The organism is Pseudomonas sp. Sample_20, assembly GCF_004307585.1.
In the GTDB taxonomy this organism is placed as follows: domain Bacteria; phylum Pseudomonadota; class Gammaproteobacteria; order Pseudomonadales; family Pseudomonadaceae; genus Aquipseudomonas; species Aquipseudomonas atacamensis.
In genome coordinates this window covers 43,235-64,068 of sequence record NZ_RCOA01000073.1, presented here as the reverse complement: position 1 = coordinate 64,068, position 20,834 = coordinate 43,235, and the positions used below count along the sequence as shown (strand labels likewise).

Annotated in this window: 22 protein-coding genes; 8 read left to right on the top strand and 14 right to left on the bottom strand. The window is 60.4% G+C overall.

The annotated features are described in order from the left end of the window. Nucleotides 1-34 precede the first annotated feature (34 nt). Nucleotides 35-352: a hypothetical protein gene (locus tag D8U70_RS16280; RefSeq protein ID WP_016770837.1), complete on the top strand. Its 318-nt coding sequence runs from the start codon at nucleotides 35-37 to the stop codon at nucleotides 350-352. Nucleotides 353-422: 70 nt separating this feature from the next. Then, nucleotides 423-1,313 carry a pseudouridine synthase gene (locus D8U70_RS16275; RefSeq protein ID WP_110646798.1) on the top strand — a complete coding sequence of 297 codons (891 nt, stop codon included), beginning with the start codon at nucleotides 423-425 and terminating at the stop codon, nucleotides 1,311-1,313. A gap of 82 nt (nucleotides 1,314-1,395) precedes the next feature. Here D8U70_RS16275 and D8U70_RS16270 read toward each other — a convergent pair whose 3' ends face one another. Beyond that, nucleotides 1,396-1,617, bottom strand: a complete 222-nt coding sequence (locus D8U70_RS16270; protein WP_016770600.1) for a YgdI/YgdR family lipoprotein — start codon at nucleotides 1,615-1,617, stop codon at nucleotides 1,396-1,398. A 78-nt stretch (nucleotides 1,618-1,695) separates the two neighbouring features. Then, entirely contained in the window at nucleotides 1,696-2,298 is a 603-nt protein-coding gene (mobA, locus tag D8U70_RS16265) for a molybdenum cofactor guanylyltransferase MobA (RefSeq protein WP_130929299.1), read from the bottom strand. An 81-nt stretch (nucleotides 2,299-2,379) separates the two neighbouring features. On the opposite strand from mobA, the gene moaB reads away from it, so the two are divergent. Next, nucleotides 2,380-2,919, top strand: a complete 540-nt coding sequence (moaB, locus tag D8U70_RS16260) for a molybdenum cofactor biosynthesis protein B (protein WP_016770598.1) — start codon at nucleotides 2,380-2,382, stop codon at nucleotides 2,917-2,919. Beyond that, complete coding sequence (gene glp / locus D8U70_RS16255; protein ID WP_130929298.1) at nucleotides 2,903-4,129, top strand: gephyrin-like molybdotransferase Glp; 1,227 nt, start codon at nucleotides 2,903-2,905, stop codon at nucleotides 4,127-4,129. Before moaB ends, glp begins: the two co-directional genes overlap by 17 nt. A gap of 59 nt (nucleotides 4,130-4,188) precedes the next feature. Here glp and D8U70_RS27755 read toward each other — a convergent pair whose 3' ends face one another. Beyond that, on the bottom strand, nucleotides 4,189-4,497 hold the full coding sequence (locus tag D8U70_RS27755; RefSeq protein WP_016770834.1) for a hypothetical protein: 309 nt from the start codon (nucleotides 4,495-4,497) through the stop codon (nucleotides 4,189-4,191). Nucleotides 4,498-4,812: 315 nt separating this feature from the next. Between D8U70_RS27755 and yegS the strand changes: the two genes are divergently transcribed. Continuing rightward, nucleotides 4,813-5,730, top strand: coding sequence for a lipid kinase YegS (gene yegS / locus D8U70_RS16245; protein WP_122700120.1), 918 nt, complete (start codon nucleotides 4,813-4,815; stop codon nucleotides 5,728-5,730). Here the strand turns inward: yegS and D8U70_RS16240 are convergent. From D8U70_RS16240 to D8U70_RS16230, 3 genes are all read right to left on the bottom strand, one after another. After that, a complete protein-coding gene (locus D8U70_RS16240) occupies nucleotides 5,714-6,373 on the bottom strand; it encodes a response regulator transcription factor (protein WP_130929297.1) in 660 nt (219 codons plus the stop codon). The genes yegS and D8U70_RS16240 overlap by 17 nt on opposite strands. Next, the gene (locus tag D8U70_RS16235; protein WP_073472462.1) at nucleotides 6,370-7,263 is read right to left on the bottom strand and encodes a sensor histidine kinase; all 894 of its coding nucleotides are present in this window, start codon (nucleotides 7,261-7,263) and stop codon (nucleotides 6,370-6,372) included. The genes D8U70_RS16240 and D8U70_RS16235 overlap by 4 nt, the downstream gene beginning before the upstream one ends. Nucleotides 7,264-7,727: 464 nt before the next feature. Next, complete coding sequence (locus tag D8U70_RS16230) at nucleotides 7,728-8,198, bottom strand: hypothetical protein (RefSeq protein ID WP_110601741.1); 471 nt, start codon at nucleotides 8,196-8,198, stop codon at nucleotides 7,728-7,730. A 454-nt stretch (nucleotides 8,199-8,652) separates the two neighbouring features. Here D8U70_RS16230 and D8U70_RS16225 point away from each other — a divergent pair, with 454 nt between their 5' ends. Beyond that, nucleotides 8,653-9,588: a chemotaxis protein CheV gene (locus D8U70_RS16225; RefSeq protein ID WP_016770829.1), complete on the top strand. Its 936-nt coding sequence runs from the start codon at nucleotides 8,653-8,655 to the stop codon at nucleotides 9,586-9,588. A 186-nt stretch (nucleotides 9,589-9,774) separates the two neighbouring features. Further along, nucleotides 9,775-10,581: an MOSC domain-containing protein gene (locus D8U70_RS16220; protein WP_130929296.1), complete on the top strand. Its 807-nt coding sequence runs from the start codon at nucleotides 9,775-9,777 to the stop codon at nucleotides 10,579-10,581. Nucleotides 10,582-10,653: 72 nt separating this feature from the next. Here the strand turns inward: D8U70_RS16220 and D8U70_RS16215 are convergent, their stop codons facing one another. From D8U70_RS16215 to D8U70_RS16180, 8 genes are all read right to left on the bottom strand, one after another. Continuing rightward, nucleotides 10,654-10,938 carry a pyrimidine/purine nucleoside phosphorylase gene (locus tag D8U70_RS16215; protein WP_039759849.1) on the bottom strand — a complete coding sequence of 95 codons (285 nt, stop codon included), beginning with the start codon at nucleotides 10,936-10,938 and terminating at the stop codon, nucleotides 10,654-10,656. Between the two features lie 71 nt (nucleotides 10,939-11,009). Continuing rightward, nucleotides 11,010-11,552 carry an exonuclease domain-containing protein gene (locus D8U70_RS16210; protein WP_016770826.1) on the bottom strand — a complete coding sequence of 181 codons (543 nt, stop codon included), beginning with the start codon at nucleotides 11,550-11,552 and terminating at the stop codon, nucleotides 11,010-11,012. A gap of 70 nt (nucleotides 11,553-11,622) precedes the next feature. Further along, a complete protein-coding gene (locus D8U70_RS16205) occupies nucleotides 11,623-13,584 on the bottom strand; it encodes an acetyl/propionyl/methylcrotonyl-CoA carboxylase subunit alpha (protein WP_130929295.1) in 1,962 nt (653 codons plus the stop codon). Nucleotides 13,585-13,696: 112 nt separating this feature from the next. Next, nucleotides 13,697-14,494, bottom strand: coding sequence for an enoyl-CoA hydratase-related protein (locus D8U70_RS16200; RefSeq protein WP_130929294.1), 798 nt, complete (start codon nucleotides 14,492-14,494; stop codon nucleotides 13,697-13,699). Further along, on the bottom strand, nucleotides 14,491-15,648 hold the full coding sequence (gene atuD, locus D8U70_RS16195; protein WP_056788533.1) for a citronellyl-CoA dehydrogenase: 1,158 nt from the start codon (nucleotides 15,646-15,648) through the stop codon (nucleotides 14,491-14,493). Before atuD ends, D8U70_RS16200 begins: the two co-directional genes overlap by 4 nt. Before the next feature lie 30 nt (nucleotides 15,649-15,678). Further along, nucleotides 15,679-17,295: a geranyl-CoA carboxylase subunit beta gene (atuC, locus tag D8U70_RS16190; RefSeq protein ID WP_130929293.1), complete on the bottom strand. Its 1,617-nt coding sequence runs from the start codon at nucleotides 17,293-17,295 to the stop codon at nucleotides 15,679-15,681. Between the two features lie 3 nt (nucleotides 17,296-17,298). Then, complete coding sequence (locus D8U70_RS16185) at nucleotides 17,299-18,168, bottom strand: SDR family oxidoreductase (protein WP_130929292.1); 870 nt, start codon at nucleotides 18,166-18,168, stop codon at nucleotides 17,299-17,301. A 12-nt stretch (nucleotides 18,169-18,180) separates the two neighbouring features. Then, a complete protein-coding gene (locus D8U70_RS16180) occupies nucleotides 18,181-19,965 on the bottom strand; it encodes an acyclic terpene utilization AtuA family protein (protein ID WP_130929291.1) in 1,785 nt (594 codons plus the stop codon). A gap of 184 nt (nucleotides 19,966-20,149) precedes the next feature. Between D8U70_RS16180 and D8U70_RS16175 the strand changes: the two genes are divergently transcribed. After that, a complete protein-coding gene (locus D8U70_RS16175) occupies nucleotides 20,150-20,773 on the top strand; it encodes a TetR/AcrR family transcriptional regulator (protein WP_122707222.1) in 624 nt (207 codons plus the stop codon). Nucleotides 20,774-20,834 lie beyond the last annotated feature (61 nt).

The following is a 20,834-nucleotide window of genomic DNA, read 5'->3' as shown; positions in this document are numbered from 1 at the left end:
TGTCCATACAGCAATCGAGTCAGAGGGATGAACCGTGGTCAATGTCGAACAGTTGAAGAGCAGCGTTAACCGGATGTCGGTGGACGTGGTGCGCGAGGCCGTCCTCGAATTGCGCCTGGACGGGCTGGTCACGGAAGGCAAGACGCCATTCAACAAGCTGCATTTCAATACCTGCTTTGCCGAAATCGAAGCCCTTTTTCAACGCGCCGGTTATCACAAGCAGCTGGATGTGGTCGGTTATCAGGGACTGTTATACGCGTTGTACGATCCAGGGCGTTGGGAAGCGGTCGATGTGTTGCGCTGGCTGAAGGAGTTCACCGAAGCGGCGGCCCTCAAGTCGATTCCGGCCTGATGAAACTGCGCTAGGTGGCTTTGCCTCACTGTTGGATAATGCCGGCTTGCATTGAGGAATTCTGTTTCGTATGTCCAGTCCCGTATTTTCCGCTGCGCACAATCAGGCCAGCACCTTGTACCTGCCGCCCGGTTCCTGGCTGACGGTACTCGATTGCCTGTGCGAGCACTTCAGTGCCATCGGCCGCGAACAGTGGCTTGACCGGATTGCTCGCGGACGGGTGCTGGATGCGCAGGGCCAGCCAATTGCGCTGGACTTGCCGTACAGGGAAGGGCTGCGCATTCATTACTTTCGTGAGGTGCCGGACGAAAAGCCGATCCCGGTTCTCGAGTCGATTCTCTATGCCGATGAACACTTGGTGGTGGCCGACAAACCTCACTTTCTGCCAGTCACCCCGGCCGGAGAATATGTCGAACAAACCCTGCTGCGGCGGCTGATCCGTCGGCTGGACAATCCGCATCTGGTGCCGCTGCACCGCATTGACCGGCACACCGCAGGGCTGGTGATCTTCTCGGCCAATCCGCAGACCCGCTCGGCCTATCAGTCATTGTTCCCGACCCGGCAGATCGACAAGCGCTACGAAGCGATCGCCCCGGCGCTGCCCGAGCTGGATTTCCCTTTGGTGCACAAGAGCCGTTTGATCGATGGCGAGCCGTTTTTCCGTATGCAAGAAGGGCCTGGCGCCTGCAATACCGAAACGGCGGTCGAAGTGCGTGAGAAAAATGGTGATCTGTGGCGCTATGGCCTGTATCCCGTGACCGGCAAAAAGCATCAGCTGCGGGTGCACATGACGGCGCTGGGAGCGAGTATTTGCAACGATCCGTTTTATCCGACTGTGTTGAAAGATGTCGAGGACGACTACGCCAACCCGTTGAAGCTGCTTGCGCAGGGCCTGCGCTTCATTGACCCGGTGACCGGGGAATTGCGGGAGTTCGAGAGTCAAATCACCTTGCAGTGGTAATGCTGAAACTGCTTTCCGAGCGCCCATGAAAAAGCCCGCATGACAATGCGGGCTTTTCTGTATCCGGTAACGACGCGGAGCCTTACAGCTCTTTAACGGTACGAACCTGATCCTTGTTGATGCGGGTCTCTTTGCCGTCCAGCTGCTGGAACTCGTAGAAGCCCGAATCATCATCGTATTTCGGGGTGTCGACGGCCTGGATTTCGCGACCGTCATTCAAGGTGATCACTGTTGGCGAGGAGCAACCTGCGAGGGTTGCCAGGCCCAGTGCGAGCATGAAAGTGGCGAGGGTCCGTTGAGTCATGAGTGTGTCTCCGAATGGGAAATCTTCTGGTTACTGAGCTTGAGACGTAAACAAGGCGTGAGAGTTCCTTGGATAATGTCAGTCTGACACAGTGTTGTGCAGATGTAACAATTCGGGGGTGTTGAGGTTGGCCAGTCGCGGGTCGTTGTCAGGGCATTGCAATGCGCCGGCGCCGAGGCTGCGCATTACCCGCCCCGGGCTGCGCTCGCCTGCATTCCAGGCTGCTTCGAACGCTGGCAACAGCGCCACCGGAATCACGCACAACAGCGGTTCCCAGTGCTCGCCGTGGCGCAGCATTAAAGGTTTTTCACGTTGCAGATCGGCAGTGGTCAGCATGTCTTCCAGCAACGCCGTGTCGATTCGCGGCACATCGCATGGCAACACCAGCAAATGCGCATGGCGCGCCGCTTTCAGTCCTGCACGAATACCGGCCAGCGGCCCGGGGAAATCGCCTTCATCATCCATTACCAACTGATCGGCAAACCCGGCATAACGCTCGCGATTGCGGTTGCACGAGATGATCAGATCGTCGGTCAGCGGCAGCACCTTGCGCTGCAGATGCGCGATCAACGGCTCGCCCAGCCACTCGATGAGGCCCTTGTCCTGACCGCCCATGCGTTGACCGCGTCCACCGGCCAGAAGCAGGACGGAGCAGGGTGGCAATGGGTTGTTCGAGGGCATGACGACTCTCCAGAGGGGCGGCGGAAAAATGAGCCGCTGTGATATAACACCGGGCTGTTTCCCCTACAACTGGAAGAGCCTATGAAAGCCAAGGCTGATGTACCTTTCGTGCCGCTCAATATTGCGGTGCTGACTGTCAGCGACACCCGAACCCTGGAAACCGATACCTCCGGCCAGGTCTTCGTTGATCGCTTGATCGCGGCCGGTCACGCGCTGGCCGAGCGGGTTTTGCTTAAAGATGATCTCTACAAAATCCGTGCGCAAGTCGCCAACTGGATTGCCGACGATGTGGTTCAGGTTGTGTTGATCACCGGCGGCACCGGCTTCACCGGGCGTGACAGCACGCCGGAAGCGGTGGCATGCCTGCTCGACAAACAGGTCGACGGATTCGGCGAACTGTTCCGCCAGATTTCCGTGGCCGATATCGGCACTTCGACCGTGCAGTCCCGTGCCTTGGCAGGCTTGGCCAACGGCACGCTGGTGTGCTGCCTGCCGGGTTCGACCAATGCAGTGCGCACCGGTTGGGACGGCATTCTCGCTGAGCAACTGGACGCCCGTCATCGTCCCTGCAACTTCGTCACCCATCTGAAGCAGGCGGCGCCTTGTGAATCCCGTGGGTAAGCCGGGCAAGACCGGCAGTTTGCTGCCTGTCGAAACGGCGCTCGAGCGTTTGCTGGCCATGGCCGATGCGTCGCGCATTGTCGAGCGCGAGCACTTGCCGCTGGCTCAAGTCGAAGGGCGGGTGCTGGCGGAAGATCTGATCTCGACGCTGGATCTGCCGCCATGGCCGAACAGCGCCATGGACGGCTACGCCTTGAACCTGGCGGATTGGCAAGGCGAGCCGCTGCCGGTCAGTCAAAAGGTCTTCGCCGGGCGATCTCCACAACCTTTGGAACCAGGCACCTGCGCACGCATCTTCACCGGGGCACCGCTGCCGCCGGGTGCCGACTGTGTCGAGATGCAGGAAAACGCCGAAGTTCAGGCCGACGGCCGAGTGCGCTTTCTTGAACCTTTGAAAGCCGGGCAGAACATTCGTCCGCAAGGGCAGGAAACCACGGTCGGCGAATTGGTGCTGCAAGCTGGAACCCGGCTCGGACCGATTGAGCAAGGCCTGGCTGCTTCGCTTGGCTGTGCCGGGGTTAACGTCGTGCGCAAGCCGCGGGTGGCGGTTCTGTCCACTGGGGACGAACTGGTTGAACCCGGTCAGGCATTGGGGCCGGGCCAGATCTATAACAGCAACCGCGTGCTTTTGTGCAGCTGGCTGCAGCGTCTGGGTTGTGAAGTGATTGATGGCGGAATTCTCCCGGACGATCTGCCCACCACGCGGGCGCGGCTGGGCGAATTACAAGACGTCGATCTGATTCTGTCTACCGGCGGTGTCTCGGTCGGTGAGGCGGATTTCCTCGGCATTGCCCTGCGTGAAGAAGGCGAACTGGCCTTGTGGAAGCTGGCCATCAAGCCGGGAAAACCATTGACGTTCGGTCATTTCCGCAACGTGCCGGTGATTGGCCTGCCCGGCAATCCCGCCTCTACGCTGGTGACGTTCGCCTTGCTGACGCGGCCTTATCTGTTGCGACGCCTGGGTGTGCAAGATGTCGAGCCGCTCAAGTTTGCAGTGCCAGCAGGCTTTGTCTGGCCGGTGGCCGGCAACCGTCGTGAATATTTGCGCGGGCGTTTGGAGCAGGGGCGCGCAATCATTTACCGCAACCAGAGTTCGGGTGTGCTGCGTAGCGCGGCGTGGGCCGACGGGTTGGTGGAAGTCCGAGAGGGCCGCACGCTGAGCGAGGGTGATGAAGTGAGCTTCATTCCCCTCAGTGACCTTCTGGGGTAGGCCATCTCGTCCATGCACGCGTCGGCTGATACGCACGGCGCGTGCAACGAATGATTCGGTCAGTTGCTGATCAACGTCACCAACTGGTCGAATCGGCTGTTGGCCACCCATCCCAGCAGTCCAAGGATGACAGCGGTGGCACCCGCCGAATACGCCAGACGGTGTTTGATCGTCCGCACATCATTGAGCACTTCGTCCATGTCGCGGCGCATGTATTTGAAGTGAGTCTCCAGCTCGCTGACTCGGGGTTCCATATCAAACTCTCCAGGGGTCTTGGCGCTGTTACAGAAGTCTGGTTTCTTGCTGGCACGACTTTCGGCGAGAGCGGCGACCGGGCTCACCGGTGCCTTGGTTTCATGGTTGCGCATGGAAGTACTCGCTGGTCGTAGCAACTGCACGCTTGCTGATTATTCCATTGCTCGATTCATGGAAATGAATCGCGGGGTATCCGTTCATTACCGGCACATCCTTGTGTTATTGAGTTGAAAGTTGGTGCTGCCGGCACACGGTGACCCATGGGGTGGGCGGGGTCAATTAAGCCGATTCCTCTTGTTTCGTAAGAAAAAATACCGCTGTGTAGGACGCCAGCAGTTGGACGAAGAATTAATTGCCAGCTCGGTGGCTTTTTTAAGGCGCACAGTGGTCAAGATGTTTCAATCGATTTCAATTCTTGGAGTGACGTTATGAGTGAACGCCGGGCACTGCTGATCTTGCATGGCAAACAGGCACTCAACGAGGATGTCCGCGCTGCCGTCGAAGCCAAGCGTGAGCAAGGCTGGGAGCTGGCTGTGCGAGTGACCTGGGAGGCCGGCGACGCCCAGCGTCTGGTCGAGGAAGCGTTGGCGGCCGGCTACAGCAAAATCATCGCCGGTGGCGGTGATGGCACCTTGCGCGATATTGCCGAAGCGCTGGCGCAGCATCCGCAAAAAGCCAGTCTAATCCTCCTGCCGCTGGGCACCGCCAACGATTTTTCCCGTGCCGCCGGTATTTCCCTGGAGCCAGCCGAAGCCCTTGAGCTACTGGACGTTCAGCCCTCGGATATCGACTTGGGCGAGGTGGGCGGGCAGATTTTCCTGAACATGGCGACCGGCGGATTCGGCAGCCAGGTGACCGCCAATACTTCGGAAGACTTGAAAAAGGTTTTGGGCGGCGCCGCTTATCTGTTTACCGGCCTGACCCGGTTCAGCGAGCTGCATGCCGCTTACGGCGAGTTGCAAGGCCCGGATTTTCATTGGCAGGGTGAACTGCTCGCACTGGGAATCGGCAACGGACGGCAGGCGGGTGGCGGCCATGTGCTGTGCCCCGAGGCGCGAGTCGACGATGGTTTGCTGGATATCAGCATTTTGCCAGCACCGCAGGAGCTGGTCGGCACGTTGAAGAATCTGCTGAGCGAGGGCTTCGGCCTCGACAATATGTTTGTGCGAGCGCGATTGCCGTGGGTCGAGATCAAGGTCGCCGAAGGGCTGAGCATCAATCTCGATGGCGAGCCGCTGGAAGGCGACAGTCTGCGATTTGTTGCGAAACCTGCAGCGTTGCAGGTGCATCTGCCGAAGGACTCGCCGTTATTGGGCCAACAACCGTCAATCAGTCATCAAGGCTGATGATCTGTTCACGCACAGCGAACAGCACCAGACCCGCCACGTCGTAGATTTGCAGGCGTTTCATGATCTGCGCGCGGTGGGTTTCCACGGTCTTGACGCTTAAGCCCAGGCCGTTGGCAATTTCCCGGGTCGATTTGCCGCGCACGATCAGGCGAAGGATTTCCAGCTGGCGCGCGGTCAGATTGTGCGAATCGGCGATGTCCGGCTGGCTTTTCTGGTTTCGCGTCAGTGCCTGATTGATCACCGTATGAGCGATGGCCGGGCTGAGGTAGCGTTCGTTGTTGCGCAGGGCTTCCAGCGCGTGCTCGAGCTCGGTGGCCGTGGTGTCCTTGAGCAGGTAGCCATGGGCACCGGACTCCAGCGCCTGCATGATCAGCGCCGGATCGGTGTGCATCGACAGAATCAGCACTTTGCTCTGCGGCCGCACGCGCTTGAGCCGTTGCAGCGCTTCCAGGCCGCCGGTTTCTCTCATTGAGATATCCAGCAATACGATGTCAGGAACCAATTGCTCGACCATTTCAAGCAATTGCGAACCATCACTGGCTTCGCCGATTACCGCGTAACCGGGAATATCCAGTACCAGAGCGCGCACGCCGGCTCTGATCAGCGAGTGGTCATCCACTAGAAGTAAGTTACAAGTCAACGCATAACCTTATTCGTACTGGCCCGTTCGAGTGCCCGAGGCGCCCACGGGAATAGTGCTTCGATTCGAGTGCCTTTGCCCGGCTCGCTGACGACATTCAACGTGCCGCCCAGTTGTTCGATACGCTCGGCCATTCCGGCCATGCCGCGTTGACCTTCTCTGGCCGGGTCGGCAGCCGGGGCAAAACCCAGGCCGTCATCACTGATCAACAGCGTCAGACCTTGCGGCAATCGCTGTACCCGAATCAACAGGTTTTTTGCCTGTGCGTGCCGGAGGATGTTGGTCACGGCTTCCTGGGCAATGCGAAACGCGGCGACGGCCATTTCCTCGGGGATGCCGTTGAGCCGCTGCTGGCAGTCGAGACTCCAGTTGACCGGCGTGTTGGCCAGTGTCTTGAGCAAGTGCGCACGCAGGCTGGCTTCGAGGCCCAGACTGGTCAATTGACGTGGATTGAGAATCGCCGAGACGTCACGCACCTTGTTCAGGGTTTCATCCAGCGTGTCGCAGAGGACCTTGCATTGTTCCTGCAAATCTTCCGGCAGGCGGCGTTTGAGCCAGTCACTTTGCAGCTTGGCGGCGGTGAGCAACTGGCCGATATCGTCGTGCAATTCACGGCTGAGGCGATGTCGTTCGTTTTCCTGGACTTGCAGCAGTCGATCAGCCAACTCTTGTGGCTGAAACTTGATCGATTTGCGCGACAAGCGATATTGCACCCAGACGCACGCGGTGGCGGCGATGTCGAGTGCCAGCAATCCCAAGGGAAGGCGTGCGGAAACAACATACGCCAGCAGGCTGCCCAAGGTCGCCAGAACACACAGAACAAGTGTGAAGCGCCGGGCGTTTTCCCGAGAAGGTGGCCATGTAATGAGTGACTTGAGACTGGCGTACATAACGGATGGAGCCAATGGATGTTCGCTGCGGGCAGACCGACCGGTGACTGGCGGATCTCTGTGTGGAAATACTGTCAATTATGTTATTGATTCATACCGCATTCGTTAAGCAATCATTGACCGGCAGTAACATTGCTAATGAAACGCTGAAGTCACTGTGCCATTAAACAGCAGGTAATTAACCGGCGGCATAATACCACTTAACATACCGTTGGTCGCGGTCGCTATATATGTCCATTCAGTCAGGAAATACCGGATCGTGGACGCAAGTTCCATATTGGAAAAAGTTGGAGTTTTTGTAGTTGGACGACTTCGATTTTGCCTGGAAGTGTCTCGGGGAGCACACAGGGAAAACCCTGATGGCGGCATCTGGAAATCAGCCGTTGGTCGGGCAGATTATTTGCCTCGGATTGTCGCTGGCAGGTATGCACTATTCAATTACGACAGTTTCGCGGCCGGTTTTCTCAAGCCTGGTGAGCTATCAGAGACCCAGAGAGCAAACGTTTGCTCATCATCTTCGGCTCGAACGTGTCCTGGCCCATTTGTGCCGCGAAGGCCTCAAGCAGGGCTGTCTGCTCGCTGCCATCAAGGCTCAGTTGTCCGGTTTTATGATCGACCAGCTCAAGCTGCCATGCCATCAGGGTGAAACAGTCTCGCAAGGCATCGAGGGCCTGTTCGTGCAGGTCGACGCGATCCTGGGTCAGATTCAGCAGACTGTAGATGTGCAGGGAAAACTCGGAGATTGCTTCCAGTGCCAAGGCTTCGGCGCGGCCGGCCAGCTTCAGCAGAGTGCCGAGCATGCAGTCGATGGCATCCTTGTCATTGCTGATCAGTTGCAGATGGCTCAGGCATTCTTCGGACTTGGCGAGAAGCGTTTCGGCCTCGACCAGAAATTCGGGGAAGCGTTGCGCCCAGTCTTTACGGTCGATTGGCATGTTCATCTCCACCACGTCGTGTTGGTTGACGGATGGCCGTGTGTGGCGACGATCGTGAATCGTCGGCAGATCGCGCCCGGCGGTGCAGGTGCACGGACCGAGGGGTTCCAGAGGGTGGGTTGCCACTGAATTGCGATCGCACACAATAGCCTGACTCCGTTCATGCAATGAGAATGGCGTCACAGTAATGGCTATTGGAAATGGCGAATATCAGGTTGGGCCTGATTGATCCTAGGGGAATCCCTTAGGCGCGGGAACCTAACGTGCAAACCGAGGTCGCGCCGCAATGAATCTAGCAGATGAAATCACGATTGCCAGTAAAGCATGATGTCAGTGTGACATCAATGGCCGTTTATGGCATTTTTAGCGACGCGCTTTACAGCAATCAAGATTAGCTGAATGCAGCCGATAAACCCCCATAGTGAATTCATCAGAACAAGCCCAGGAGTCATTGATGGCCGGCATTCTCGACACGGTAGACCAACGCACGCAACTGGTGGGTGAGAATCGCCTGGAAATCCTCATGTTTCGCCTGGCCGGACGCCAGCTGTTCGCGATCAACGTGTTCAAGGTTCAGGAAGTGCTGCAACTGCCCAAGCTGACCCTGATGCCGCAGCGTCATCCCTTCGTCTGCGGCGTGGTCAATCTGCGCGGACAGACCCTGCCGGTGATCGACCTGTCCCAGGCAATCGGCATGCGCCCACTGGTGCCGGGCCCGAACAGCACGATCATCGTCACCGAATACAACCGTTCGGTGCAGGCCTTCCTCGTCGGCGGTGTCGACCGCATCGTCAACATGAACTGGGAAGCCATTCTGCCGCCGCCGACCAGTGCTGGCCGCCAGCATTATCTGACCGCGATCAGCAAGGTCGACGATCAACTGGTGGAGATCATCGACGTCGAGAAAGTCCTCGCTGAAATCGTCCCGTACAACGCCAAGGTCTCGCGCGAGAAACTCGACGACCCGGTACTGGAGCGCGCCCGTGGCCGCGAAGTGTTGCTGGTGGACGACTCCAACGTAGCGCTATCGCAATTGCGCGATACCCTCGGCCAGCTCGGGGTGAAGATGCACATTGCCAGCGACGGTCTGAAAGCCTTGAACATGCTCAAGGCCTGGGCCGATACCGGCGTGCACATGACCGACAAACTGCTGATGATCTTCACCGATGCGGAAATGCCGGAAATGGACGGCTATCGCCTGACCACGGAGATCCGCAACGACCCTCGCCTGCGTGGCCTGTACGTCGTGCTGCACACCTCGCTATCGGGCAGTTTCAACGACTCGATGGTGAAGAAGGTCGGCTGCGACAACTTCCTCTCCAAATTCCAGCCGGACAAACTGGTCGACGTGGTGCGCCAGCGTTTGATGCTCGACGCCGTGCCGGCCTGAAACACGCACATCTTGCTTCCTGTGCGAGCCTGCTCGCGAAAGCGCAGGGTCGGACACATTGATGGTGAATGTGCCGGCCTCTTCGCGAGCAGGCTCGCTCCCACAGAACTGTACTTACATTAATGACGGCTTTGATTCGGTATCGAAGCTCGTATAGGGTGGCGTTTTTCCATCAGGGAGCTGGCCATGCTGCGTCTGAGCGCGCTTTATCGTTACCCGTTGAAATCCGGCAAGGGCGAAATGCTGCAAAGCATTGAGCTGGACAAGCTCGGGCTGGCGGGCGACCGACGCTGGATGCTGGTGGACGAGGCCAGCGGGCGCTTTCTGACCCAGCGTGCCGAAGCGAAGATGAGTCAGTTGTCGGCGTTATGGAATGCCGGCGGCGGTTTGACCCTCAGCGCTCCCGAGCAGGGATCTATCGAAGTCGCGCTGCCCGCTGCCGACGCCGAGCTGCGCGGTGTGACGATCTGGCGTGACACCCTGCGGGTGCCGGACGCCGGTGATCAAGCCGCGCGGTTTGTCAGCGACTTCCTCGGCAAGCCGACACGTCTGGTGCAGATGCCGCTCGAGCGGGCACGCACCACGCAGTCGGGGTTCGGCAAGGATGACGATCAAGTGGCGTTCGCCGACGGTTATCCATTGCTGCTGATCGGCGAAGCCTCGCGGCTGGCCCTCTCGGAAACGGTAGGGCGAGAGCTGGAGATGCTGCGCTTCCGTCCGAATCTGGTGATCGAAGGCAGCGCGCCTTACGCCGAGGACCAATGGAAACGCATTCGCATCGGCGATATCGAATTCCGCGTGGTCAAGCCGTGCGCGCGTTGCATCATGACCACTGTTGACCCGCAAACCGGTGAACGCAGCGCCGATCGCGAGCCGTTCGCGACGTTACAGAAACATCGCTCAACCGCGGATGGCGCGATGTTCGGACAGAATCTGGTCAATGACGGCAACGGCCGCCTGGAAGTCGGCATGCCGGTGGACATTCTCGAATAGAGTTTCCCTGAAACGAAAAATGCCCGGGTCTTTTGGACGCGGGCATTTTTTTGCGCTGTGAAACCGGCGGGATCAGCCGCGGTATTCGCACAGGTAAGCGGTATCGACCGCGACCTTCAGCTGGAACTTGCTGTTGGCCGGGACGTTGAACTGGCTGCCGGCGGCGAAGGTTTCCCAGTCGCTGCTGTCTGGCAGTTTTACGCTCAGCGCGCCGGAAACCACATGCATGATCTCGCGCTGGCTGGTGCCGAATTCGTATTCGCCCGGGGCCATGACGCCAATGGTCGCCGGACCTTCAGCGGTGCCAAAGGCGATCGACTTGACGGTGCCGTCGAAGTACTCGTTGACTTTAAACATGGGCGGATTCCTCGAAAAGGGCTTAAAAGGGGGCGGCCAGTATGCACAAGGCTTTTCGCGCCGTCACGCGTCTAAAGCGGCAGGACCAGCGGCAATAACCGCGCGGTATTGCGGGCATCTTCCAGCGCGCGATGTTGTTGGCCGTTGAACTGCATGCCCGCCAGTTGCAACGCGCCGTTGAGCCCCAGCGGTCGTTCCAGGCGGCGGGCCTTGGCGAAGCGCTGTTTGAGGTTCATGTGCGGGACTTTGCTCAGGCCGCTGTCGATGTTCAGGCGTTGCCACTCCTGCAGCAATTGCTGGCGATCGTAACCGCCCCAACTGGCCCAGCCTTCCAGACGGGTTTGATGCTGCGCCAGCCAACGCTCAAAGGCCGGCCAGACCTCGCTCAGCGGTTGCGCCGAATCGATGTTGGCCTGGGTGATGTGTGTCAGCTCCCGACAGAATGGCGTCAGCAATGGCCGGCGGGTCGGTTTGACGAAGCGCTGGAAGTGATCCTGCTCGCGCCCGGCGCGGTCGACCAGGGTCGCACCGATCTCGATAATTTCCATCTCCGTGACCGGCCAGCCACCCTCGTCTGTGGTGGCTTCCAGATCTATGACCAGCCAATGGGGCATCGCAGGGTTCCTGATTTCCGCGTTCTGATTTATCAGAGCGTAGTCAAACCCCGCGCTTGTGCCCGGGCGACTACTCGACCTGCAACAGAACCTGACGATTTTTTACCTGATCGCCAACCTTCACTTGCACCCGTTTGAGCACGCCATCGATGCCGGCCTTCAGCGGATGCTCCATTTTCATTGCCTCCAGCACCACCAGCAATTGACCCTTGCTGACCGTACTGCCCTCGCTGACCAGCACGTCGACAATGGCACCGTCCATCGGCGCTTTAAGGGTGCCGGAGGCGACGCTGGTCTGACTGTCGATCGGCGCATGAGTTCGATCCTCCAGGCGCAGGCTGCCCGGATGGGTGAACAGCCACAGCTGCCGATCGTGCAGACGATAGGCGTGGCGCTGGCGCAGGCCGTCGATTTCCATGGTTACCGATTGCGCGGTGTGCTTGATGATTTTCAACTCCAGCGTGCGTTCTCCCAGCTGCACGACACATTCGCCGGATTTGCGCGCCAGCACCGACAGCGTCCAGTCCTGCTCGTCACTGCCGAGTCGATAGTGCAACGGCACGCTGGCGTTGTTGCGCCAGCCGTTCAACGGGGCGCGATGGGGCAGGGCGCTGGCCTGATAGAACAACACCACAGCAATCGCCAGTTGCTCCGTCGTCGGCACATAAGTGTTGAGGCTGGCATGGCTGGAAAAGTGGTGCTGGATGAAGGCGGTGCTGAAATCGCCGCTGATGAACTGCGGATGTTGCAACAGGCCCTCGAGCAAACGTTGATTGCTTTGCACGCCGAGCAGCACGGTGTCCTGCACCGCACGCAACAGCTTGCGCCGCGCCTCTTCGCGGGTTGCACCGTGGGCGATCAGTTTGCCCAGCAGCGGGTCGTAGAACGGGCTGACCGACTGGCCTTCAAGCAGACCGTGATCGATCCGTGCGCCGTGATCAGAAGCCGGCTGCCATGCGGCAATTCGGCCGGTTTGCGGGAGAAAATTCGCAGCGGGATCCTCAGCGTAAAGGCGCACTTCCATGGCGTGACCGTCGAGACGGATCTGCTCCTGGGTCAGCGGCAGCGGCTGGCCCTCGGCAACCAGCAGTTGCCACGCGACCAGATCCAGCCCGGTGATCAATTCCGTCACCGGATGCTCGACCTGCAGACGGGTGTTCATCTCCAGAAAGTAGAACTGCCCGCGTGCGTCGAGGAGGAACTCCACGGTGCCAGCGCCGACGTAATCCACCGCGCGCCCGGCCTTGAGCGCCGCTTCGCCCATGGCCTGGCGCAGCTCGGCGGTCATCACCGGGCACGGCGCTTCTTCGATGACTTTCTGATGGCGGCGCTGGATCGAGCAATCACGTTCGCCGAGATAGACCAGATGGCCGTGCTGGTCGCCGAACAGCTGTACTTCGACATGGCGCGGGTCGATCAAGGCCTGCTCGAGAATCAACTCGTCGCTACCGAAACCGTTCATTGCTTCGGACCGCGCGGTGCGCAGTTGCGCCGCCAGTTCGCTGGCCTCGTGCACCAGACGCATGCCACGTCCACCACCACCGGCACTGGCCTTGATCATCAGCGGATAGCCGATGCGCTCGGCTTCGGCCAATAGGGTCGCGTCGTCCTGCGCTGCTCCCTGGTAGCCGGCAATGCACGGCACGCCCGCGTCGAGCATGGCAATTTTCGACAGGCGTTTGCTGCCCATCAGTTCGATAGCTTTGACGCTGGGACCGATGAAGATCAGCCCGGCTTCGGCGCAGGCGCGGGCGAAATCGGCGTTTTCCGAGAGGAAGCCGTAGCCCGGGTGAATCGCATCGGCACCGCTGCGGCGGGCGGCGTCGAGGATCGCCGCAATGTTGAGGTACGACTGCTGCACCGGCGCCGGGCCGATGTGCACGGCTTGGTCGGCCATTTGCACGTGTAGCGCATCGGCGTCGGCGTCGCTGAACACGGCGACGGTGCGATAGCCCAGCGCCTGGGCCGTGCGCTGGATGCGGCAGGCGATTTCACCGCGGTTGGCGATCAGGATTTTGTGGAGGGTAGGCATGGTGGGGTTCCTGAAATGATAGCGGTGAATGGAATGGCCTCATCGCGAGCAGGCTCGCTCCCACATTTGGAATGCATTTCGACCTGTGGGAGCGAGCCTGCTCGCGAAGCTTTTAGCTGACCCACCGAGGTTTGCGTTTCTGCATAAAAGCCATGGTCCCCTCGATTCCCTCGTCTCCAGTCACCGCCGCGCTGAACCACTGCGCCGCCTCATCAAGCAAGTCACTCGATGGCTGTCCGGCACTCGCCAGCAACAATTTTTTCGTCATCGCATTCGCTTCCGGTGCGCAGCCCAGCACCTGTTGCAGGACCTCATCCAGTCGCTCGGCCAACGCTTGCGCATCCTGTTCAACGAAATGCACCAGCCCCAATCGCTGCGCCTCGGCGCCATCGAAACGCGCCGCCGTCAGCGCCAGTCGCCGGGTTTCGGTCAAGCCGATCCGTTGCACCACAAACGGTGCGATTTGCGCCGGGATCAGGCCGAGGCTGGTTTCCGGCAAGCCGAACTGCGCCTGGTGATCGCTAATCGCAATATCGCTGACGCAGGCCAGGCCGAAGCCGCCGCCGAGCACGGCGCCTTGCAACACGCAGATCAGCACCTGCGGCGTGTGCTGGGCTTCCTCCAGTAACGCGCCAAACGCCCGGTTCAACTCGCGGTAAGCGTCCGCGCCCTGAGCCCGGGCATTGGCCATGTCCTTGATGTCGCCGCCGGCGCAAAAATGCCCGCCGGCACCGCTGAGCACCAAGGCCCGCACTGTGCGGTCATCGTGCACCGCCGTCAGCAGCGCGCGCAGTTCGGCGACCATTTGCAGGCTCATCGCGTTGCGGCTGTCCGGGCGGTTGAGGGTGATGTGCAGCACGCCGCCATGCAGTTCCAGCAACAGCGTCTGGCAATCGGGCAGGCGGCTCATTTCTTTTTCCCCGGCAGAATGCCCATCAGTTTGCAGATGATCCCCAGCATGATTTCGTCGGCGCCGCCGCCAATCGAGACCAGGCGCACATCGCGATAGGCGCGGGCCACCGGGTTGTCCCACATGAAGCCCATGCCGCCCCAATATTGCAGGCAGCTGTCGCTGACTTCACGGCCGAGGCGTCCGGCCTTGAGCTTGGCCATCGATGCCAGGCGCGTGACGTCCTGGCCTTTGATGTATTGCTCGGTGGCCTGATAGACCAAGGCGCGCAGGCATTCGATTTCGGTCTGCAATTCGGCGAGGCGGAAGTGGATCACCTGGTTGTCGATCAGCGCGTTGCCGAAGGTCTTGCGCTCCTTGCAGTACTCGATGGTGCTGTCGATGCAATATTCCAGGCCCTTGATCATGTTCGCCGCGCCGAACAGACGTTCTTCCTGGAACTGCAGCATCTGCATCATGAACCCCGCGCCTTCATGGCCGATGCGGTTGCGCTGGGGCACGCGCACGTTGTCGAAGAACACCTGCGCGGTTTCCGAGCTGCGCATGCCGAGCTTGTCCAGGTGCGAGCTGAGGCTGATCCCGGGGGTGTTCATCGGCACCATGATCAGCGACTTGTTGATGTGCGGCTTGTCGTCGGAAGTGTTGGCGAGCAGGCAGATGAAATCGGCGCTCGGCGAGTTGGTGATCCACATCTTGCTGCCGTTGATCACGTAGTCATCGCCGTCCTTGCGTGCCGTGGTTTTCAGCCCGGCGACATCGGAGCCGGCGCCGACTTCGGAAACGCCGATGCAACCGACCTGTTCGCCAGTGATGGCCGGACGCAAAAATTCTTCGCGCAGTTCATCGGAGCCGAAGCGCGCCAGCGCCGGGGTGCACATGTCGGTCTGCACGCCGATCGACATCGGAATCCCGCCGCAATGAATGGTGCCGAACTCTTCGGCGGCGACGATCGAATAGCTGTAATCGAGGCCCATGCCGCCGAATTTTTCCGGCTTGGAAATGCCCAGCAGGCCCAGCTCACCGGCCTTGCGGAAAATTTCGTGGATGGGAAAGCGCCCGGCCTTTTCCCATTCTTCGACGTGCGGGTTGATCTCGTGCGTGACGAACTGGCGGACGGTGCGGCGCAGGGCTTCGTGTTCCGGGGTGAAGATCATTGTTGTTGTTCTCCGTAGGATCCGTGGCGGTCAGAAGCGGCTGACGCCGAAGCTGTTGGGTTGCAGCGTGCGCGTGTCGGCTTCGTGGCAGATATCCAGCAAGTAACCGAGCAGGGTGCGGGTGTCGCGCGGATCGATCAGGCCGTCGTCCCACAGGTTGGCGCTGCCATACAGGGCGGTGGATTGGCTGTCGAGTTTCTGCGCGGTCATCTGTTCGAGCATGTCGAGCATTTTCGGATCGGGCTCGATGCCGTCCTTGAGCTGTTTGGCTTCGGTAACGATGCGCAAGACCTTGCCGGCCTGTGCGCCGCCCATCACTGCCGTGCGGCTGTTGGGCCAGGCGAAGATGAAGCGCGGATCGAGCCCGCGCCCGCACATGGCGTAGTTGCCGGCGCCGTAGGAACCGCCGACGACAATGGTCAGTTTAGGCACCCGTGCGTTGGCCACCGCTTGAATCAGTTTCGAGCCGTGCTTGATCACCCCTTGCTGTTCCGATTCGGTGCCGACCATGAAACCCGTGGTGTTGTGGAAAAACAGTAGCGGCGTCTGGCTCTGGTCGCACAACTGGATGAACTGCGCCGCCTTGCTCGCACCTTGCGGGGTGATCGGGCCGTTGTTGCCGATGAAGCCGCAGGCGCGGCCCTGGATTTTCAACTGGCCGCAAAGGGTTTGCTGATCGAACTCGCCTTTGAATTCGAGAAAGTCCGATTCATCGGCAATCCGCGCGATGATTTCGCGCACGTCGTAGGGCTTTTTTGCATCGTCCGGGATCAGCCCGAGCAGTTCGTCGACGGGGTAAAGCGGCTCTTTGAATTGCGGCTGCGGCAGCCAGGGCAATTGCTCGTTCCAGGGCAGCATGCGCATGATGTCGCGGACCTGGCGTATGCCGTCAGCGTCGTTTTCAGCGAGATATTCGGCAGTGCCGGCGACTTGCGCGTGCATTTCGGCGCCTCCGAGTTCTTCATCGCTGGCCACTTCGCCGGTCGCCGCTTTGAGCAACGGTGGGCCGGCGAGGAACAGCTTGGCCTTGCCGCGCACCACCACCACGTAATCCGACAATCCCGGTTGATAGGCGCCGCCCGCCGTGGCCGAGCCGTGTACCACGGTGATCTGCGGCAAACCCATGGCTGACATGCGCGCCTGATTGGCGAAACTGCGCGCACCTTCGACAAAAATCTCCGCCGCGTAATTGAGGTTGGCACCGCCGCTTTCGGCGAGGGTGATCATCGGCAGTTTGTTTTCCCGAGCAATCTGTTGCAGGCGCAGGGATTTTTTCAGGCCGCTCGGCGAGATCGTGCCGCCCTTGATCGCGCTGTTGTTGGCGACCACCATCGCGCGGATGCCGCTGACATAACCGATGCCGGCAATCAGCCCGCCACCGGCCGAACTGCCGTCCTTGTCGTCATGCAATTTGTAGCCGGCGAGGCTGGCCAGTTCGAGGAACGGCGCACCGGGGTCGAGCAACAGGTTCAAGCGCTCCCGGGGCAACAGTTGCCCGCGTTTGCTGAATTTTTCTTTGGCTTCGGCGGCCTTGTTCAACAGGTTCTGTTCAAGCTGCTGCACCTGCTCGATGGCGGCGAGCATGGCCGCGCGGTTGCGCGCGAACGCTTCGCTGTGCGGATCGAGTTGCGACTGAATCTGCGCCATGGCTTATTCCTTGTCCTTGAGCACGTCAGGTAGATAGGCGCGGTGGAAACCATTGAACGATTCGCTGTGGCTGGCCTTGTGCAGCGGCCAGGCGCGACTGCCGAGGCTGGCGGCGCCGTCGATTTTCACTGTGGTGCCGCTGATGAATGCCGCCGCCGGGCTGAGCAGAAACACGATCGCTGCACTGACTTCCGATTCGGTGCCGATACGCTTGAGCGGCACATGCTCGCGCAGGGTCGGAATCACCGCTTTGAATGCGCCTTCGTAAGTGTCCATGCCGCTGGACGCAATCCAGCCCGGCGCCACGGCGTTGACCCGGACCCCGGCGTAACCCCACTCGAACGCGGCGGTCTTGGTGAAATTGTCCATGCCCGAACGCGCTGCCCCCGAGTGGCCCATGCCGGGCATGCCGCCCCACATGTCAGCGAGCATGTTGACGATGCTGCCGCCATGTTTGCTCATCGACTGGTTGTACACTTCGCGGGCCATCAGAAAGCCGCCGACCAGATTGGTCCGCAGCACCGTTTCAAAGCCTTTCTGATTGATCGAGGCCAAGGGCGACGGGTATTGGCCGCCGGCGTTGTTGACCAGGCCGTGGATCGGCCCGTGTTCGGCGATCAGCTCTTTGACCAGTTGCTTGACCGCTTCTTCATCGCGGATATCGCAGGCCTTCCAGTGCGCGCGGCCGCCGTCCTCGGTGATTTCGGCGGCGACTTTTTCGAGCTTTTCCGGCTTGCGCCCGACCAGCAGCACATTGGCGCCGAGCGCCGCCAGTTCATGGGCGGTGCAGCGACCGATGCCGCTGCCGCCACCGGTGACAATCAGATTCTGGCCGCTGAACAGATCGGCGCGAAAAATCGACGCGTAAGCCATGCACACCATCCTCTAGTCGAGCTGTTCGGCGATGCTCTGCGGCACCGGAATCTGGATTTCCAATAGTTGCTGGGCGAAGGCTTTGCCCTGCGGGTCGATGCGCAGGCTGGCGACACCGCCACCGCCAAGGGCGTTTTCCAAAAGAAAATTAAGGCTGTGGGTGCCGGGCAGATACCAGCGTTCGACACGCCCGAGAAGCGGATCGAGGACGTGGCGCATCCAGTCGACCACCACCGAAGGGGTCAGCGCTTCGGCGATCCATGGCAGGTAATCGGGATGGCGCGGCATCACGCCGATATTGCTGTGGTTGCCCTTGTCGCCGGAGCGCGCCACCGCCAGTTTCACCAGCGGCACACTGGCATCGGCGCGGCCTTGGGGTTTGGGTGGCTGATGGGCGAGCGGCAAATCTGCGCTGTCGAGGGCCACTGGGTCGGGTAGGGCGCAAGGATGACGTTCGCCTGCGATGTCGACTTGCAGGGCGCAGGCGCTTTTATCGACGAGGAACGAGAACAAGCGGATGACTGGGTACACGGTCGGACGTCCGCCGACAATGCCGGTCAGACCGGGCGCCATACCGGTCGCGGCCTGGGCGATCTCTTTGGAAAACAGCACCAGCGCGCGTTTGTCAGGATGGCGTACGGCGATTTTGATCACCACTTCACGGCTGTCGCGGCGCTGGCCGTGGGGGCCGTAGGTGGCTTCGCTGCCGAGCAGTTCGACATGGGTTTCGCTGTACGGCGCCCAGCCGCGCAGGCTGAACATCTCGGCGGTCTTGTCGATGATCGCCTGACTGACCCGCCGCGCCTTGTCCACCGCGTCGATGCCGGCCATCAGGCAACTGGCGGTGCAGCGAAAACCGTCCGGGTACGTGGCGCTGACCTTGTATTTGTCGCTGGGCGGCAGGCCTTTGGCACCGTGCACGTGCACGACGTTTTTGCCCTGTTGCTGGAGTTTGACCTGGCTGAAATCGCAGATCACGTCGGGTAACAGATAGGCCTGCGGATCGCCGATTTCGTAGAGCATCTGCTCGCCGACCGTCAATGGTGTGACCAGTCCGCCGGAGCCTTCGGGTTTGCTGACGAGGAACTGGCCATCGGCGCTGACCTCGACGATCGGAAAACCGATGTGCTCGTAATCCGGCACCTCGCGCCAGTCGGTGAAATTACCGCCGGTGCACTGCGCGCCGCATTCGATGATGTGCCCGGCCAGCGCGGCCTGGGCGAGTTTGTCGTAGTCATGCCACGACCAGCCGAATTCGTGGACCAGCGCCGCGCTGACCACGGCGCTGTCGACCACCCGGCCGGTGATGACAATGTCGGCACCCAGGCGCAGCGCTTCGACAATTCCCGGCGCGCCGAGGTAGGCGTTGGTCGACACGCACATGCGCGGAAGCGGCGCGCCGCTGAACATTTCGCGGATATCGGCGGGGTTTTTGAGCTGTCCTTGCAAGTCGTCGCCGAGCAACACGGCGATCTTCAGCTGGACCCCAGCCTGGTCACAGGCCGCTTGCAGGGCCGCCGCGCAAGCCTGCGGATTGACCCCGCCGGCATTGCTGATCACGCGGATGTTCTGTTCGGCCAGTTGCGTCAGCAGCGGCGCCAGCACTTCAACGAAGTCACCCGCGAACCCGGCCTGCGGGTCTTTCAGGCGCGCGCCGGCCATCAGCGACATGGTGATCTCGGCCAGATAATCGAACACCAGATAATCCAGGTTTCCGCCGGAGACAAGCTGGGCGGCAGCAGTGGAAGTGTCGCCCCAAAAAGCACTGGCGCAGCCGATTCGCACGGTGGTTGGCATTTTTATCTCCGACTCAGGGACCTGCGACAGAAGTGTCTGGAGGCTACCAAGCAAGCGCTTGGTTTGTAAACAGGCGAAACATTCTTCTGCCCAAGCGCTTGCTTGGTGCCCGCGCGCGGCTTAAATTGCGCGCAACCCTGCGGTTACAGGGGGCAACACACTGATCGACTGTAGGAGAGAACGGGTGGACGAGCAAAAAGCCCTGCGGGTCATGCGCGAACTGGTCGACCAGGGCCAGTTGACCGACCCGGACAGCGCCCGCGGCAAATTGCTGCAAGTGGCGGCTCACCTGTTTCGCAACAAAGGCTACGAGCGCACCACGGTGCGCGATCTGGCCAGCGCTGTGGGCATTCAGTCGGGCAGTATTTTTCATCACTTCAAAAGCAAGGATGAAATTCTCCGCGCGGTGATGGAGGAAACCATCCGCTACAACACCGCGCTGATGCGCGCAGCCCTGGCCGAAGCCAGCGACGTGCGCGAAAAAGTGCTGGCGCTGATTCGCTGCGAATTGCAGTCGATCATGGGCGGCAGCGGCGAGGCGATGGCGGTGCTGGTGTACGAATGGCGCTCATTGTCCGAAGACGGCCAGGCTAAAGTCCTTGCTTTACGTGACGTTTATGAAGACATCTGGCTGCAGGTTCTGAGCGAGGCCAAGGACGCCGGCTATATTCGCGGCGACGTTTTTATTACCCGACGTTTCCTTACCGGCGCACTGTCCTGGACCACCACCTGGTTCCGTGCCGGCGGCAGTTTGAGCCTCGATCAGCTCGCCGATGAAGCGCTGATTCTGGTCCTCGAAGCGCGTTGAACGGTTGTCGGACCGGCCGACAAACTGGCTAAGTCGGCGAAACCGCCTAGCTTGAATGCAT

Bases quoted from the DNA above. Each gene is read 5' to 3' on its own strand.
- D8U70_RS16275 (WP_110646798.1), top strand. From the start codon at position 423: ATGTCCAGTCCCGTATTTTCCGCTGCGCACAATCAGGCCAGCACCTTG.
- D8U70_RS16270 (WP_016770600.1), bottom strand. From the start codon at position 1,617: ATGACTCAACGGACCCTCGCCACTTTCATGCTCGCACTGGGCCTGGCA.
- mobA (WP_130929299.1), bottom strand. From the start codon at position 2,298: ATGCCCTCGAACAACCCATTGCCACCCTGCTCCGTCCTGCTTCTGGCC.
- moaB (WP_016770598.1), top strand. From the start codon at position 2,380: ATGAAAGCCAAGGCTGATGTACCTTTCGTGCCGCTCAATATTGCGGTG.
- D8U70_RS27755 (WP_016770834.1), bottom strand. From the start codon at position 4,497: ATGCGCAACCATGAAACCAAGGCACCGGTGAGCCCGGTCGCCGCTCTC.
- yegS (WP_122700120.1), top strand. From the start codon at position 4,813: ATGAGTGAACGCCGGGCACTGCTGATCTTGCATGGCAAACAGGCACTC.
- D8U70_RS16235 (WP_073472462.1), bottom strand. From the start codon at position 7,263: ATGTACGCCAGTCTCAAGTCACTCATTACATGGCCACCTTCTCGGGAA.
- D8U70_RS16230 (WP_110601741.1), bottom strand. From the start codon at position 8,198: ATGCCAATCGACCGTAAAGACTGGGCGCAACGCTTCCCCGAATTTCTG.
- D8U70_RS16225 (WP_016770829.1), top strand. From the start codon at position 8,653: ATGGCCGGCATTCTCGACACGGTAGACCAACGCACGCAACTGGTGGGT.
- D8U70_RS16220 (WP_130929296.1), top strand. From the start codon at position 9,775: ATGCTGCGTCTGAGCGCGCTTTATCGTTACCCGTTGAAATCCGGCAAG.
- D8U70_RS16215 (WP_039759849.1), bottom strand. From the start codon at position 10,938: ATGTTTAAAGTCAACGAGTACTTCGACGGCACCGTCAAGTCGATCGCC.
- D8U70_RS16210 (WP_016770826.1), bottom strand. From the start codon at position 11,552: ATGCCCCATTGGCTGGTCATAGATCTGGAAGCCACCACAGACGAGGGT.
- D8U70_RS16205 (WP_130929295.1), bottom strand. From the start codon at position 13,584: ATGCCTACCCTCCACAAAATCCTGATCGCCAACCGCGGTGAAATCGCC.
- D8U70_RS16200 (WP_130929294.1), bottom strand. From the start codon at position 14,494: ATGAGCCGCCTGCCCGATTGCCAGACGCTGTTGCTGGAACTGCATGGC.
- atuD (WP_056788533.1), bottom strand. From the start codon at position 15,648: ATGATCTTCACCCCGGAACACGAAGCCCTGCGCCGCACCGTCCGCCAG.
- atuC (WP_130929293.1), bottom strand. From the start codon at position 17,295: ATGGCGCAGATTCAGTCGCAACTCGATCCGCACAGCGAAGCGTTCGCG.
- D8U70_RS16185 (WP_130929292.1), bottom strand. From the start codon at position 18,168: ATGGCTTACGCGTCGATTTTTCGCGCCGATCTGTTCAGCGGCCAGAAT.
- D8U70_RS16180 (WP_130929291.1), bottom strand. From the start codon at position 19,965: ATGCCAACCACCGTGCGAATCGGCTGCGCCAGTGCTTTTTGGGGCGAC.